Here is a 13,492-nt window from a genome sequence, read left to right on the forward strand (position 1 = left end):
AAGCGCTATGACGCCCCATGGAAGGACATCGAATCGCAGGGCTGGATCGCCCCGGCGGACTGCACCGAGGTGCGCGTGCAGCTGACCGAAGCCGAGCGGATGGTTTACGCCACCGCTGAGCAATCCGACAAATACCGACTGGCCGCCACCACCCCGACGAAGACGAAGGTGGTGCGCAAGATCATGGACATGCACCCGGACGAGCCGACGCTCATCATCGGCGCGTACATCGACCAGCTGGAGGAGATCGCCGAGGAGCTGGACGTGCCCGTCATCGACGGCAAGACCGGCAATGCCAAGCGCGAGAAGCTGTACCAGCAGTTCCGCGATGGTGAACTGAAGACGCTGGTGGTTTCCAAGGTGGCGAACTTCAGCATCGACCTGCCCGGCGCGTCCGTGGCCATCCAGATCTCCGGCACGTTCGGCTCGCGGCAGGAGGAGGCGCAACGCCTGGGCCGCATTCTGCGCCCGAAGCCGGACGGCGGCGGGGCGTTTTTCTACTCCATCGTCGCACGTGACACACTAGACGCAGATTATGCCGCGCACCGCCAGCGCTTCCTGGCTGAGCAGGGCTACGGCTACCGCATCGTCGACTCTTTCGACCTTTAGAATTTTTAAGACCCCTCTGTTTTAAGGAGCCCCATGTCCGCCGCCCAGCAACCGATGCAGGTTGACTTCAACTTCGATGTCGACGAGGAGTATGCACGCAAGCACAACGAGTTCCTGCGCGATGCGAAGCGAATGCAGGTGTCGGCGGGTGTGCTGGCCGCCGTTCTGGCGGTGATCGTCGCCGTGCTGCTGTTCACCGCGGGCTCCCAGTGGTGGGCCCTTGCTATTAGCTTCGCTTTGGGCGTGTTCGCTCTGCTGTGTCTAATCCTGATCCCGGTGCTGCCGCGCAAGATGGGATCGCCGCAGCAGTACTTCGATATGTACCAGCTCGCTCCGGCGATGATCGCGGAGGTCAACGCGCGCGACATGGTGCTGTTGATGCTTGTGGACGCCTCTACCGAGCCAGCGAAAACTGTTCCCGCGCTGGCATATCGCACTGTCACCTCTGTGCCGGGCGTTCCTCGGGAGGTCGGTGCGCGGGTGCCATCCATGGCCGTCACTGGCTACCGCCCGACGCGTGGCCCGAAGGTATACGAGGAGATCTCTCCCATGCCGGTGGCGTGGGGCACTGGGGATGCGAAGGTGTGGAAGCGCGCGGAGCGGGCAATCAGCACGAACCTGTGGAACCGCCTGGAGGGGCTGCTGGACCAGGTGGACAAGGCCAAGCAGGCCAACCGCAGCGTGTACGTCCTGGAAGACGGCAAGGCTGACGCCAAGCCGGCGAGCAAGCAAGGCGGGCAGGACAAGAAAGCCAAAAAGGGTAAAAAATAACGCAGGTCACCGTTGCGACAGGCGGGTGATTGATTTCACAATGGTTGTGTAGGTCACTAAACTGGCACGCACATTGTTGAACAATCCGGCCGGAGGTGCGGCTTTCCCTCACTCCCGGCCACACAAGGAGTCGATCACATGTCCACCACCCGCAGTCCGCTTTCCATCGACCTGAACGCCGACCTCGGAGAAACGACCGGCGGCAACCCCGTCAGCGACGACGCCGCAATGGTGGCCATCGTCTCCAGCGCCAACGTCGCCTGCGGCTTCCACGCCGGCGATGCCCACGCGATCTCCAACACCCTGGCCGCCGCTGCGGAGAACAACGTCGCCGTCGGCGCGCACGTCGGCTACAACGACCAGGCCGGTTTCGGCCGCCGTTTCATCGACTACTCCCCCGCCGAGCTGGCCGACGAAGTTCTCTACCAGATCGGCGCCCTCGACGCGCTGGCTAAGGCGCGCGGCACGCAGGTGCGCTACGTCAAGCCCCATGGCGCCATGTACAACACGATCGTCCACCACGAGGCCCAGGCCAAGGCCGTCATCGAGGGAATCAAGGCATTCGGCGCGGACCTGCCCGTGATGCTGCTACCCGGCGCAGTTGCCGCCAACTACGCGGAAAAGGCCGGCCTGCGCGTGATCAACGAGGTCTTCGCCGACCGCGCCTACAACCCGGACGGCACCCTGGTTTCCCGCCGCGAGAACGGCGCCGTTCTGCACGACCCGGAGGTCGTCGCCCGCCGCGTGGTGCGCATGGCCGAGGAGGGCACGATCGAGGCCATCGACGGCTCCACCATCCGCACCGCCGCCGATTCCGTGTGCGTCCACGGCGATTCCCCCGGCGCGGTCGCCATGGCAGAGCGCATCGCCGCCGAACTGCAGTCCAACAACATCACCATCGGGAGCTTCCTGTGAGCCACACCGTTTCCCCCGTCGGCACCCGCGCCGTCATCGTAGACCTGCCCGACCTGGACACAGTGATGTCCTGGCACGCCTCGCTCGTAGCCAGCCCCTTACCCGGTCAGGTAGAGGCCATCGCCGCGGCGCGCACTGTGCTTGTTTGTTTTGACGCCCACTCCTCCGCCATCGCCGGCTTGAACACCCTGCGGGACTTCCAACCGCAAAGCTCTGCGGAGGCCAACCCGCGGGAGGTCACCATCGACGTCGTCTACGACGGCGAGGACCTGGCGGACGTCGCGGAGCTGATGGGCATCTCCACCGAGGAACTCATCACCCGCCACACTCAGCAGCAGTGGCTGGCGGCCTTCGGCGGCTTCGCCCCGGGCTTTACCTACTGCGTTCCGGCTGCAGGCGACCAGTCCTACACATGGGACGTACCTCGTCGCAGTTCCCCGCGCACTGCCGTACCGGCGGGCGCGGTGGGCTTGGCCGGACAGTTCTCCGCCGTCTATCCCCGCACCTCCCCCGGCGGCTGGCAACTACTGGGCCACACCACGCAGCCAATGTGGGATACGAATGCAGAGCAGCCAGCGCTGCTGCAGCCAGGCGATACCGTGCGCTATCGCCAGGTGCGCGAATCGATCAGCGCTGAGGCTGGCTCCGCTAAGGAGGCCACGGCCGGCGCGGGCGTGGGGGCGTCACAAAGCAAGAAACCAATCGTTCCGGCACGACCGAGCCTAAAGGTCCTGGACGCGGGGCTGCAGACCCTGTTTCAGGACACGGGACGCGCGGGCCACGGCGACATCGGCGTGAACAGCTCCGGCGCGGTCGATCGGGCGAGCGCCTGGGCGGCGAACGACGTGGTCGGCAACGCCTCGAGTGCAACCTTGCTGGAGAACATCGGCGGCATTGAACTGGAAGCACTGGTGGATACCGCAGTGTGCGTGACCGGTGCGCGCGCGAACGTATCGATCGGCCGGCGTAACTTCGAGCTGGGTGCGCCGGTGGAAGTCAAGGCCGGACAGACTCTCACGATCGAACCCGTCGGCGGGGCGGGCAATGGCCTGCGCAGCTACGTAGCCGTGCGCGGCGGGCTGGTGACGGATGAGGTCTTGGGGTCCAACTCCACCGATATCCTCTCAGGCCTGGGCCCAGAGCCCGTGGCCACCGGCGACGTGTTGAAGGCCGGGCGCCGCACCGCCCGAGCTTCCGTCGGCACCGCGACCACCAACCCCTTTGACGGCACAAACGTGCTGCGCTGTGTGGCCGGACCGCGCGACGACTGGTTCGGCAAGGCAGAGGTGCAGCGATTCACCGAGATCGAATGGACCGTGACTGGGCAGTCGAACCGTGTGGGGCTGCGACTGGCGCTGCCGGCAGGTAGCGAGGGGACAGAGCCCGAGCCCTTGCAGCGCAACCACGACGGCGAGCTAGCAAGTGAGGGCATGGTCAGCGGCAGCATTCAGGTTCCGCCGAATGGATTGCCCGTGGTGTTCCTGGCAGACCACCCGGTAACCGGCGGCTACCCCGTGATCGCCACCGTCATCGACAAAGACCTAGACAAGGCGGGCCAGCTGGCACCGGGAGACACGGTGCGCTTCGAGCTGATCGACTTCGAATAGCCTGCAGGCGCGACCACAGACCCTAAACAACACAACGACAAGGAACGAACCCATGAGCCAAGAGAACTTCCCGCTACAGACCGTCCTCATCGCCAACCGCGGCGAGATCGCCATTCGCATTGCCCGCGCCGCCCGGGACCTCGGTATCCGCTCCATCGCCGTCGTCTCCGAGGCGGACGTGGACAACCTGCACGCCAAGATCGCCGACGAGGCCTATACCCTGCCCGGCAACACCGCCGCCGAGACGTACATGAACATCCCGGCTCTGCTGGACATCGCGCTGCGCGCCGGCGCGGACTGCGTGCACCCGGGCTACGGCTTCCTGTCCGAGAATGCGGACTTCGCCCGCGCTGTCGCGGAGGCTGGTCTGACCTGGGTCGGCCCTGCGCCGGAAGCCATCGAGACTCTGGGCAACAAGGTTGCCGCCCGCGCCCTGGCCACCGAGGTTGGCGCCCCGCTGGCGCCCGGCACCCCGGATCCCATCCCGAACTGGGAGCAGGCTCGCGACTTCGCCGATGAGCACGGTATGCCCATCGCCATCAAGGCAGCGTTCGGCGGCGGCGGCCGTGGCCTGAAGGTCGTGCACGACTACAACGACATCGAGGCTGCCTTCGAGTCCGCAGGCCGTGAGGCCAAGGCAGCTTTTGGCCGTGGCGAGTGCTACGTGGAGAAGTTCCTGACCAAGCCCCGCCACGTGGAGGCGCAGGTGCTGGCCGATACGCACGGCAACGTGCGCGTTGTGGGCACGCGCGACTGCTCGGTGCAGCGCCGCTTCCAGAAGCTCGTCGAGGAAGCCCCGGCGCCGTTCCTTACCGATAAGCAGCGCACCGACATCATCGAGGGCTCCCGCTCCATCTGCCAGGCTGCGAACTACACGGGCGCGGGCACGGTGGAGTTCATCGTCGCCGAGGACGGCACCGTCAGCTTCCTGGAGGTCAACACCCGCGTGCAGGTCGAGCACCCGGTCACCGAGGCTGTGACGGGCGTGGACATCGTCGGCGAGCAGTTCCGCATCGCCGCCGGCCTGCCGCTGAGCTTCGATGAGGATCCGGTCAGCGACGGCCACGCCTTCGAGTTCCGCATCAACGCGGAAGATGCCGCCAATGGCTTCGTCCCCTCCCCCGGCACCGTCACCCAGTTCGAGGTTCCGACGGGTCCGGGCATCCGCGTGGACGCAGGCGTGCGTTCTGGCTCTACGATCCCCGGCTTCTACGATTCCCTGATGGCCAAGCTGATCGTCAAGGGTCCGAACCGCGAGGTCGCCCTGCGCCGCGCCCAGGCCGCTTTGGCCGAGATGCGCATCCAGGGTGTGCGCACCGTACTGCCGTTCCACAAGGACATCGTCACCCACCCCGCCTTCTGCGGCGACGATCTGCACGTCTACACCGACTGGGTGGATAAGGAGTACGAGCCGGGCATTGGCGCAGGATATGCCGGTTCTTCCCCGGAGGACGTCGAGGATGCCTACACCGAGCGCACCACTCTTACCGTGGAGATCGACGGCCGCCTGCACCGCGTGAGCCTTCCTTCTTCCTTCGGTGTTGCCGCCGCTGGCTCTTCTGGTGCGGACGCCACCTCGGCCTCCGCCGCCCAGGATTCCAGCGCGGCCGCTGGTGACTCCGGCGCGGGTGCCTCTGCGGGCGGCTCCGCCGGTGGCGGCACCGACGCTAACGCCGTGGTGTGCCCGTACACCGGTGTGCTGGTGAAGTGGCAGGTCGCCGATGGCGATTCTGTGGAGGTCGGCCAGCCAATCGCCACCATCGAGGCCATGAAGATGGAGTCCACGGTGGAGGCCAAGTCCGCCGGCACCATCACGCTGGCGCAACTGAATCCGGGCGACAATGTGTCGAAGGGTGACGCGCTGGGCCACATTGCATAAGCTGTACTGCTATGCACTCCCAGTCGGCTATCGCGCATTCAGCTCTCCTTGACGGCATCGCCTCCGGCGCCTATCTACCGGGCGAGAAGCTCAATGAGGTGAACGTGGCCCAGTCGCTGGGGATCTCCCGCAACACCCTGCGGGAGGCTTTCGCCACCCTGGTTTCGGAGGGGCTGCTGGAGCGGATCCCCAACCGGGGTGTTTTTATCGCGGAGCCCACTCGCGAGGACTTGGCCGACATGTACGCCGCCCGCATGGTGTTAGAGCCGGGGGCACTTTTGTGGGGCCGACGGGAGGGGCTGGACGAGTTGGATGGGATCGTCGCCAGCGCAGAAAAACTGCGAGATTCCGCCGGTTCGAACGCCAGCGAGGAGGACATCCGCGCGATTGCGGATGCAAACCAGGATTTTCACCGCGCTATTGTCGCCAGCGCTGGGTCGGCGGGGTTGAATCACTCGATGGATCGCATTTTGGCGCAGATGCGCCTGGGTTTCGCCCGCGCCAACCGGATAAACCACCAGTTCCATGTGGAGTTCATTGCACAGAACCGCACGGTGACGGACCTAATCGCGGAGCAACGCTGGGAGTTGGCGGCTAACCAGCTGGCCGGGTTCCTGCAGCGCACGACCGATAACATCGAGCGCTACTTCGGCTAGCGTGACCCGCCCGGGGGGCGGGATCAGAGGCGCGGACTCAGGGCACCTGGTACTGCAGGTCGCGCGCATCGGTGATCAACATGTGCCCAGGCGCGTGGCAGATCGCGAATCCGGGCTTGGATTCCATCACAACCGATTGAGGGGTCACGCCACACGCCCAGAAAACAGGGATTGTGCCGGCGGGGATATCCACGGCCTCGCCAAAGTCCGGATGGTTCACGTCCTGGATACCAATAGCCGCGGGGTCGCCGACGTGCACCGGGGCGCCGTGTACTGCCGGGTAGCGGGAGGTGATCCGTACTGCGTCGGCCACTTGGGCGGCTGGGATGGGGCGCATGGAGACAACCATCGGGCCGGAGAACACCCCCGCAGGGTTGGTAGGAATGCTCGTGCGAAACATCGGCACGTTCTTGCCCTGTGCAATGTGTTCCACCGGAACGCCGTTTTCAAGCAGCGCGGTCTCGAAGGTGAAGGAGCAGCCGATGATGAAGCTGACCAGATCCTCGCGCCATACGTCGCGCACGTCCGGAACCTCGCTGTCCAACTGGCCGTTGCGGTACACGCGGTACAGCGGAATGTCGCTGCGGATGTCCCCGTCCGCCAGCAGCTCGGAGGAAACCTGTCCGGCTTCCAGCACGCCGAGCAGCGGGCATGGCTTCGGGTTGCGCTGGGCGAACAGCAGGAAGTCGAATGCTTGCTCTTGGGGCAGGGTGATCAGGTTCGCCTGTGCATAACCCCGCGAGTAGCCCGAGGTGTGGGCCACGGTGCCGCCGCGGAAGATCTGACGCGCCTGCTGTGGCGAGAGCGCACCTGGATTCCCCTGATACTCCTGCCCTACGACCTCATCTGCCATTTCCGTGGCTCCCTTTTCTACCTCTTATGCTCCGATTCTTCTTATGCCCAGATTCCCGGCAGCTTGCTCATAGAGCTCCAGCCCAGGTACAGCGTCAGCAACCAGGTCACAAAGCCAAGGATGAGCAGCCAGGTTGGGTACTTGTAGTTCTGCAGCAGGTCGCGGCGGCGCCAGGCCACCCACAGAACGACGGCGAAGCCGATCGGCAGGATCAGGCCGTTGAAAGCACCGGCGAAGATCAGCAGCTTCTGCGGAGCCTGGTTCAGGATCAGGTAGATCACAGCACACACGGCGATGAACGCCACGACCAGCCAATTAAAGGTAGATTTCTTCATCGACTGCGGGGTAACGAAGGTCAGGGAGGTGTAGGAAGCACCCACCACAGAGGTCAGGCCTGCGGCCCACAGCACCACGCCGAAGAAGCGCACGCCGATGTCTCCAGCGGCGTGACGGAATGCGTCTGCAGCCATGTTGTCTCCGGCCAGCGTCACGCCCGAAGCGACCACGCCCAGGATCGCCAGGAACAGCAGCGCACGCATAATTCCGGTGACGATGATGCCGGAGATCGAGACCTTGGTGATCGTTTCAACGTTGTGCACGCCAGTCTGCCCGGAATCAATCATGCGGTGCGCACCCGCGAAGGTGATGTAGCCGCCGACGGTACCACCAATGAGGGTGGTGATCACCAGGAAGTCCACTTCAGCCGGCGCCACTGTGTTCTTCAGAGCTTCGCCCAGCGGCGGTGCGGAGACGACTGCGACGTAGATCATCAGCAGGATCATGATGGCGCCCAGGCCGACGACGATGCGATCCAGAGCCATGCCCGCACGCTTCGACAGAAAGATAAAAATGGCGATCGCTGCGGACAACCCGCCGCCTAGCAGTGGATCCCAGCCGAGCATCGCATTGATACCCAGGCCCGTTCCGCCGATATTGCCAATGTTGAAGATCAGCCCGCCGATGAACACGAACGCTGCCATGACCCAGCCGAGCCCCGGCAGAACCTCATTGCCCAACTCGTTGGCACGCTTGCCGGATACGCCCAGCACGCGCCAAACGTTCAGCTGAATGGCGATGTCCACCAGGATCGAAACGAGGATTGCAAACGCGAATGCCGCGCCCATCTCCACCGTGAACACGGTGGTTTGGGTGATGAATCCCGGGCCAATGGCACTGGTGGCCATGAGGAACATTGCGCCCAGCGACGCTGTGAATGTAGCCGCGCGGGCCGCTTCGGGCTTCCCGCCTACGGGCGTGCTGTCTGCAGGCTTGCTGTCCGCGGGCGCGTTGCCCTCGTGCTCGTCTGTGTTCGACATGTCGGCACCTTTCTATCAGTGATTTGTATCACTTTAGAATGTTGTTCAACAATCTGCAACTGCCTTCCGCAGCCATTCCGCCAGTTCGTCCACTCGCTGCCGCCACACCGCGGGAGCCGCGATAATGTGCTCGCTGTCGTACTCGTAAAACTGCACCTCGGCGCCACTTTCCTCGAAGTACTTCTTTATGACGCCCCCTGCGGTTCCCCTACTGTCGAACCTCGCAAGGGAGACTGCCGTGGGCACCCCTGCAATATCCACCGCGAACCCCTCCGGGATTCGCGGGCTGAGCGCCGCCAAGAAGTCCAGCTCACAATCCGGCCCCAGAGCCGAACTCAGAGTCGACCCCACCACCTGGCCCGCGGCCACCAGCCCACTGCCGAATACCACCAAGCCGAAAGCCTTCGGCTCCAGCTCCGCCTGGATCTGTGCGACGGCTTCCGCCACGTCCTGCTGTGTAAGATCCCAGGACCCGTACCCCGGCAGCGGATAAGTCAGATCCACGATGGTCACCCCGGAACGCTCCGCGAGAGCGGCAAAGAGGGGAAGCCAGAACTGGTCGTGGCTTGCACCGTCACCGAACCAGCCTGGTCCCCCGTGCAGGCTGACGGCTACGGCCCCGGTGGGATCAGGGGGCGTCAATACCGTTCCCACAACCCCATCCGGCAGCGCGGCGTGCTGCGACGTCCAAGGTTCGGCCCGAACCTGGGAGGTATAGGCGACGTGTGGCATGCGGTGGTCCAGCCCCGCCCCCAGCACCAGCAAGCTGCTGTGCGCCAGCAGGTCGGGTACTCGCGCCCACATACGCTCCGTCTCGTCCACCAGCTCCGCGGGGACGGGGCAGGACTTATCCTTGTAGGAGATTCCCTCGTCGTTAACGAGGGAGCTGAAGATCTCCGGATAATTATCTTCAAAGAAATTGTTTAGCTGCTCCAGCTGCTGCTGGGCGTTCAGCGGTTCCACGCCAGCCTGCACGTCGCCGCCAGTGCCGGGCAGGTTAACAATGTCGGAGTTCGGGGTCTGCTCGCTCATGGTTAGCCATTGTAGTTTCGACCCCGGACAAGGTTCCCGCTTTAGTCGGCAATCGCCTCCAGCGGGGAGGTTTTCGCCGCCTTGTGCGCCGGCCACAGCGCGGCCAGCACGCCCACGATGCCGGAGCCCACAATCATGCCAACCAGCAGCTGCCACGGCAGAACCGCACTATCCAAACCTTCGGAGGCCAGCACCTTCACAAAGACCCAGCCCAGGCCCACGCCGATGAGCACGCCCACCAGCGCGCCATAGATGGCGATCTGCACGGCCTCGAGGGTGATCATGCGGCGCACCTGCTTGCGGAACATGCCCACAGCACGCAGCATGCCGATCTCCTGCCGGCGTTCGATCACGTTCAGCGCCAGGGTGTTGATGATGCCCAGGATCGCCACCAGGATCGATAGCGCCAGCATGGCGTTGAGGATCATTAGCATCTGGTCGATGCCGCTGGAGACGGTACCCGCGTACTCGGTGGGGGTCAGCACGTCGGCCACGATGAACGGCTCCACGGCCTTGCTCACGTTGTCCTTCAGGTCCTTCTCGCTGATGTTCCCGTCGCCGTGGACGAGGATCTGCAAGATGCTCAGATCCTCAGTCTCGTCGAGGGGTTTGCCCTGCCCCAAGTAGGGCTTCAGCGCAGCCTCGTTGAGCAGCGTCTGCGACTGCAGCGGCTCGGTGTAGATGCCCAGCAGCTTGATCTTGCCCATTTCCCCCTGGCCAACGCGATACATCGGCACCTCGTCGCCGACCTTCCACTTCATAGCTTTGGCCTTACCCTCGGAGGCGTAGAAGCCCGGTTCGTCGGACTTCAGCTCCTCACCGAGCGAGCTAAGCCCCATGGACTTACCGAGCGGCCCCTTGAAGTAGAACGCATACATTCCCGCATACGTCACGTTGCTCTCGCTCATGGGCTTGCCCACACTGACGGGCGCCACTCCCAGGGTGGAGTGCGAGCTCACGCCGTCCGCTTCGTCCACGGCCTTCTCCACACCCTGCGGCAGCGGGAAGCTCTGGTTTTGCGGACCACTGACCACCAGGTCGGACTTCACCGTGTCGCCGATCATGTCCTCCATGGCGTTCTTCATCGTCGCGCCGACCATGCCGAATGCCGCCACCAGCGCCACGCCCAAGGTCAGGGCAAACGCTGTTGTTGCGGTGCGTCGCGGGTTCCTGCGCGAGTTTGTGGACGCCAACTTTCCAACCGCCCCAAACGGAGCGCCCAAGACGCGCCCCAGTGCCGGGACGATTGGAATGGATAGCGCCGGGGAAATGAGGAAAGTACCAACAATCACCAACAGGGCACCGACGCCCAGGATGCTCGCCCGAGCGCCCGTGTCGGCGTCCTTAAGAACAAGAGCGACAACCGCGGCGGCGGCACCGAGAAGGAACACGATGGCGCCGACGATGGTGCGGAGTTTCAGCGGCGACGAGCTAGAGACATCGCCCGAGCGCATCGCCTCGACCGGGTGCACGCGACCGGCACGGCGCGCCGGCGACCACGCGGAAACCACGGTGATGAGCACACCGATGACGAGGGGCAGAATCACCGCCTGCGGGGTGAGGCTAAGGCCGGTGCTCGGCAGGCCGAATCCGGCCATGTCCATGATTGCGAAGATGCCCTTGGCCAGCCCCATGCCGGCCACGATGCCCAGTGCCGAACCAACGAGGCCAACCAGAACGGCCTCGAAGACAACCGAGGTCGTCAGCTGGCTACGGGAAGCGCCCAGGGAGCGCAGCAGGGCGAACTCCCGCATGCGCTGGGCGACGACCATGGAGAACGTATTGGCGATGATGAATGCGCCCACCAGCAGGCTGACCAGGGCGAAGGCCAGCAGGAAGTAGTTGACGAAGCTGAGGCCGTCCTGGATCTCCTTAGTGACTTGCTCGACGATCGAGTCGCCGGTGACGACCTTGAGTTCCGGGAATTCCTCCTGGACAGAGTCCTTGAGCTGCTCCGCGGTCACGCCGTCGTTAGCGGACAGCCAGAAACCGTCGGGGAAGGTGCCGTTGGTGTATCGGTCGATATAGACCTGAGTGTCAAGAGCCAGGCCGAGGTAGCCGCCCACGGAAAAGTCCGTGTCGTAGATTCCGACGATCTTGTAGTCGTGGCTGTCGCGGACGTCGATGGCTTTCAGAGTGTCACCGATGTGCACGCCGTGCTTTTCGGCGGCATGGGTGTTGATCATTGCCTCCTTCTCGCCCTTGGGCTCGCGGCCATCGGCCACGGTAATGGAGGGGCCGGGTGCGTTCTCGCCGGTGTCGTTGGGATACAACACCGAGGGAGCACCACCGGTGCTCAGCTGTTTACCATCCTTGGCGAAGACGGCGATGGTTTCGGATGCCATGGCAACGCTTTTGACATCCTTGTTGTCCTCTAACTTGCTTCGTGTTTCCTGCGTGATCGGCTTGGTCGGATCCTTCTGCGTTACTTCGACGTCTACAGCGGAATAAACGTTTTCGAATACACCGTTGAAGGACTTCTGCATCATGTCGGTGAACATGGAGGAACCGGAGATAAACGCGGTTCCCAACACCACTGCAATGATGGTGAGGAGGAAGCGAACCTTGTTGGCGAGCACGCTACGGTAGGAAACCTTTGCGACGGCACGAGCATGGCTGCTGCGGGACTTGCCAGTATCTGCCGAGCCGCGAGGCTTTCGGGTACCAGTGGAGTTGGGCATTACTAGTGCTCCTCCAGCTTGCCCATGACGCCGAGGATGGCGTCTACGTCGGGCTTTTCAAGCTCGTCTGCGATTCGACCGTCGGCGAGGAATACGACTCGGTCGGCGTAAGAGGCAGCCTTTGGGTCGTGGGTGACAATGACGACGGTCTGATTGTCCTTGTCCACGGCATTGCGCAGAATGCTTAGGACTTCCGCGGAGCTATTGGAATCCAGGTTGCCAGTTGGCTCGTCGCCAAAGATGATCTCCGGCTGGGAGACCAGGGCGCGTGCGCAGGCGACGCGCTGCTGTTGGCCGCCTGATAGTTCGGACGGGCGGTGGCCTAGTCGATCCTTGAGCCCGAGGCGTTCGACGACCTCGTCGAGCCAGTCTTGGTTGACCTTGCGCCCGGCGATGTCCAGCGGCAGGGTGATGTTCTCTTCTGCAGTGAGAGTGGGGACCAGGTTGAAGGACTGGAAGATGAAGCCCAGGCGGTCACGGCGCAGAGTCGTGGTTTGCTTATCGTTCAGCGTGGAGATGTCGGTGTCTCCGATGTAGGCCTTTCCGCTGGTGATGGAATCTAGGCCAGCCATGCAGTGCATGAGTGTGGATTTACCAGATCCACTAGGCCCCATGATGGCGGTGAACTGTCCGTCGTGGAAATCGATGGAGATACCGTCCAGTGCTTTTACTTCGGTCTCTCCGTGACCATAGATCTTCCGTACGTCTACGGCGCGAGCGGCGCTGTCTAGTTGTTTGTTCTCAGAGTGCTTCATCAGCGTTGCTCCCAAGTTGTCCGGTAGGTATCCACTGTTTGTGGGGGGGTAATAGCCAAAGTTGTCCGCCGTTAGGCATCTAGTTAGGGCTCTTTTTAGACAACCCAATTATAAGCGCCGGCGTTTCACCCCGGGAGACTAAACGAGCGAACGCAAAAAAAACTCGGAGCGCTTTCCAATAAAGGAAAGGCTCCGAGCCTCATTATCTAGTTTTAGTGCCGGCGGTGACTTACTCTCCCACACCCTCCCAGGTGCAGTACCATCAGCGCAGGTAGGCTTAGCTTCCGGGTTCGGAAAGGGACCGGGCGTGACCCCACCGCTAACAACCACCGACAAACCAATAATCAGAACAAAACACACACCCAACCAAACACAGCTGGTGTGTCGTGCCGTTCCAGACACTGCATAACAGACGCGA

The 13,492-nt window shown here is 63.4% G+C and carries 11 protein-coding genes and 1 rRNA gene; 6 read left to right on the plus strand and 6 right to left on the minus strand.

Features of this window, described 5'->3' with window-relative positions; translation table 11 throughout:
• The 6 genes from HMPREF3166_RS01855 to HMPREF3166_RS01880 all read left to right on the plus strand — a co-directional run.
• A partial coding sequence (locus HMPREF3166_RS01855) for a helicase-related protein (RefSeq protein WP_256365732.1) occupies positions 1-609 on the plus strand: 609 nt, incomplete at its 5' end.
• A 33-nt stretch (positions 610-642) separates the two neighbouring features.
• Positions 643-1,380: a DUF3239 domain-containing protein gene (locus HMPREF3166_RS01860; protein WP_070487405.1), complete on the plus strand. Its 738-nt coding sequence runs from the start codon at positions 643-645 to the stop codon at positions 1,378-1,380.
• A 138-nt stretch (positions 1,381-1,518) separates the two neighbouring features.
• Positions 1,519-2,295, plus strand: a complete 777-nt coding sequence (locus HMPREF3166_RS01865) for a LamB/YcsF family protein (protein ID WP_035005216.1) — start codon at positions 1,519-1,521, stop codon at positions 2,293-2,295.
• Positions 2,292-3,902: a 5-oxoprolinase subunit B/C family protein gene (locus HMPREF3166_RS01870; protein ID WP_070487406.1), complete on the plus strand. Its 1,611-nt coding sequence runs from the start codon at positions 2,292-2,294 to the stop codon at positions 3,900-3,902. Before HMPREF3166_RS01865 ends, HMPREF3166_RS01870 begins: the two co-directional genes overlap by 4 nt.
• A gap of 52 nt (positions 3,903-3,954) precedes the next feature.
• Positions 3,955-5,781, plus strand: coding sequence for an acetyl/propionyl/methylcrotonyl-CoA carboxylase subunit alpha (locus tag HMPREF3166_RS01875; protein WP_070487407.1), 1,827 nt, complete (start codon positions 3,955-3,957; stop codon positions 5,779-5,781).
• A gap of 11 nt (positions 5,782-5,792) precedes the next feature.
• Positions 5,793-6,437, plus strand: a complete 645-nt coding sequence (locus HMPREF3166_RS01880; protein ID WP_049050525.1) for a GntR family transcriptional regulator — start codon at positions 5,793-5,795, stop codon at positions 6,435-6,437.
• 37 nt (positions 6,438-6,474) lie between these two features.
• Here the strand turns inward: HMPREF3166_RS01880 and HMPREF3166_RS01885 are convergent, their stop codons facing one another.
• The 6 genes from HMPREF3166_RS01885 to rrf form a co-directional block, all read right to left on the minus strand.
• Positions 6,475-7,290 carry a putative hydro-lyase gene (locus HMPREF3166_RS01885; RefSeq protein WP_070487408.1) on the minus strand — a complete coding sequence of 272 codons (816 nt, stop codon included), beginning with the start codon at positions 7,288-7,290 and terminating at the stop codon, positions 6,475-6,477.
• 41 nt (positions 7,291-7,331) lie between these two features.
• Positions 7,332-8,606 (minus strand): NRAMP family divalent metal transporter, encoded by a 1,275-nt coding sequence (locus HMPREF3166_RS01890; RefSeq protein ID WP_070487409.1) that lies wholly within the window; start codon positions 8,604-8,606, stop codon positions 7,332-7,334.
• 45 nt (positions 8,607-8,651) lie between these two features.
• Positions 8,652-9,638 (minus strand): alpha/beta hydrolase family protein, encoded by a 987-nt coding sequence (locus tag HMPREF3166_RS01895; protein ID WP_070487410.1) that lies wholly within the window; start codon positions 9,636-9,638, stop codon positions 8,652-8,654.
• Positions 9,639-9,679: 41 nt separating this feature from the next.
• Positions 9,680-12,319: an ABC transporter permease gene (locus tag HMPREF3166_RS01900; protein ID WP_070487411.1), complete on the minus strand. Its 2,640-nt coding sequence runs from the start codon at positions 12,317-12,319 to the stop codon at positions 9,680-9,682.
• A gap of 2 nt (positions 12,320-12,321) precedes the next feature.
• Positions 12,322-13,074 (minus strand): ABC transporter ATP-binding protein, encoded by a 753-nt coding sequence (locus HMPREF3166_RS01905; protein WP_035005234.1) that lies wholly within the window; start codon positions 13,072-13,074, stop codon positions 12,322-12,324.
• 216 nt (positions 13,075-13,290) lie between these two features.
• Positions 13,291-13,408 (minus strand): 5S ribosomal RNA (gene rrf / locus HMPREF3166_RS01910).
• Between the last annotated feature and the right edge of the window lie 84 nt (positions 13,409-13,492).

The sequence above is a fragment of the Corynebacterium sp. HMSC08A12 genome (genome assembly GCF_001807485.1).
Lineage (GTDB): Bacteria > Actinomycetota > Actinomycetes > Mycobacteriales > Mycobacteriaceae > Corynebacterium > Corynebacterium evansiae.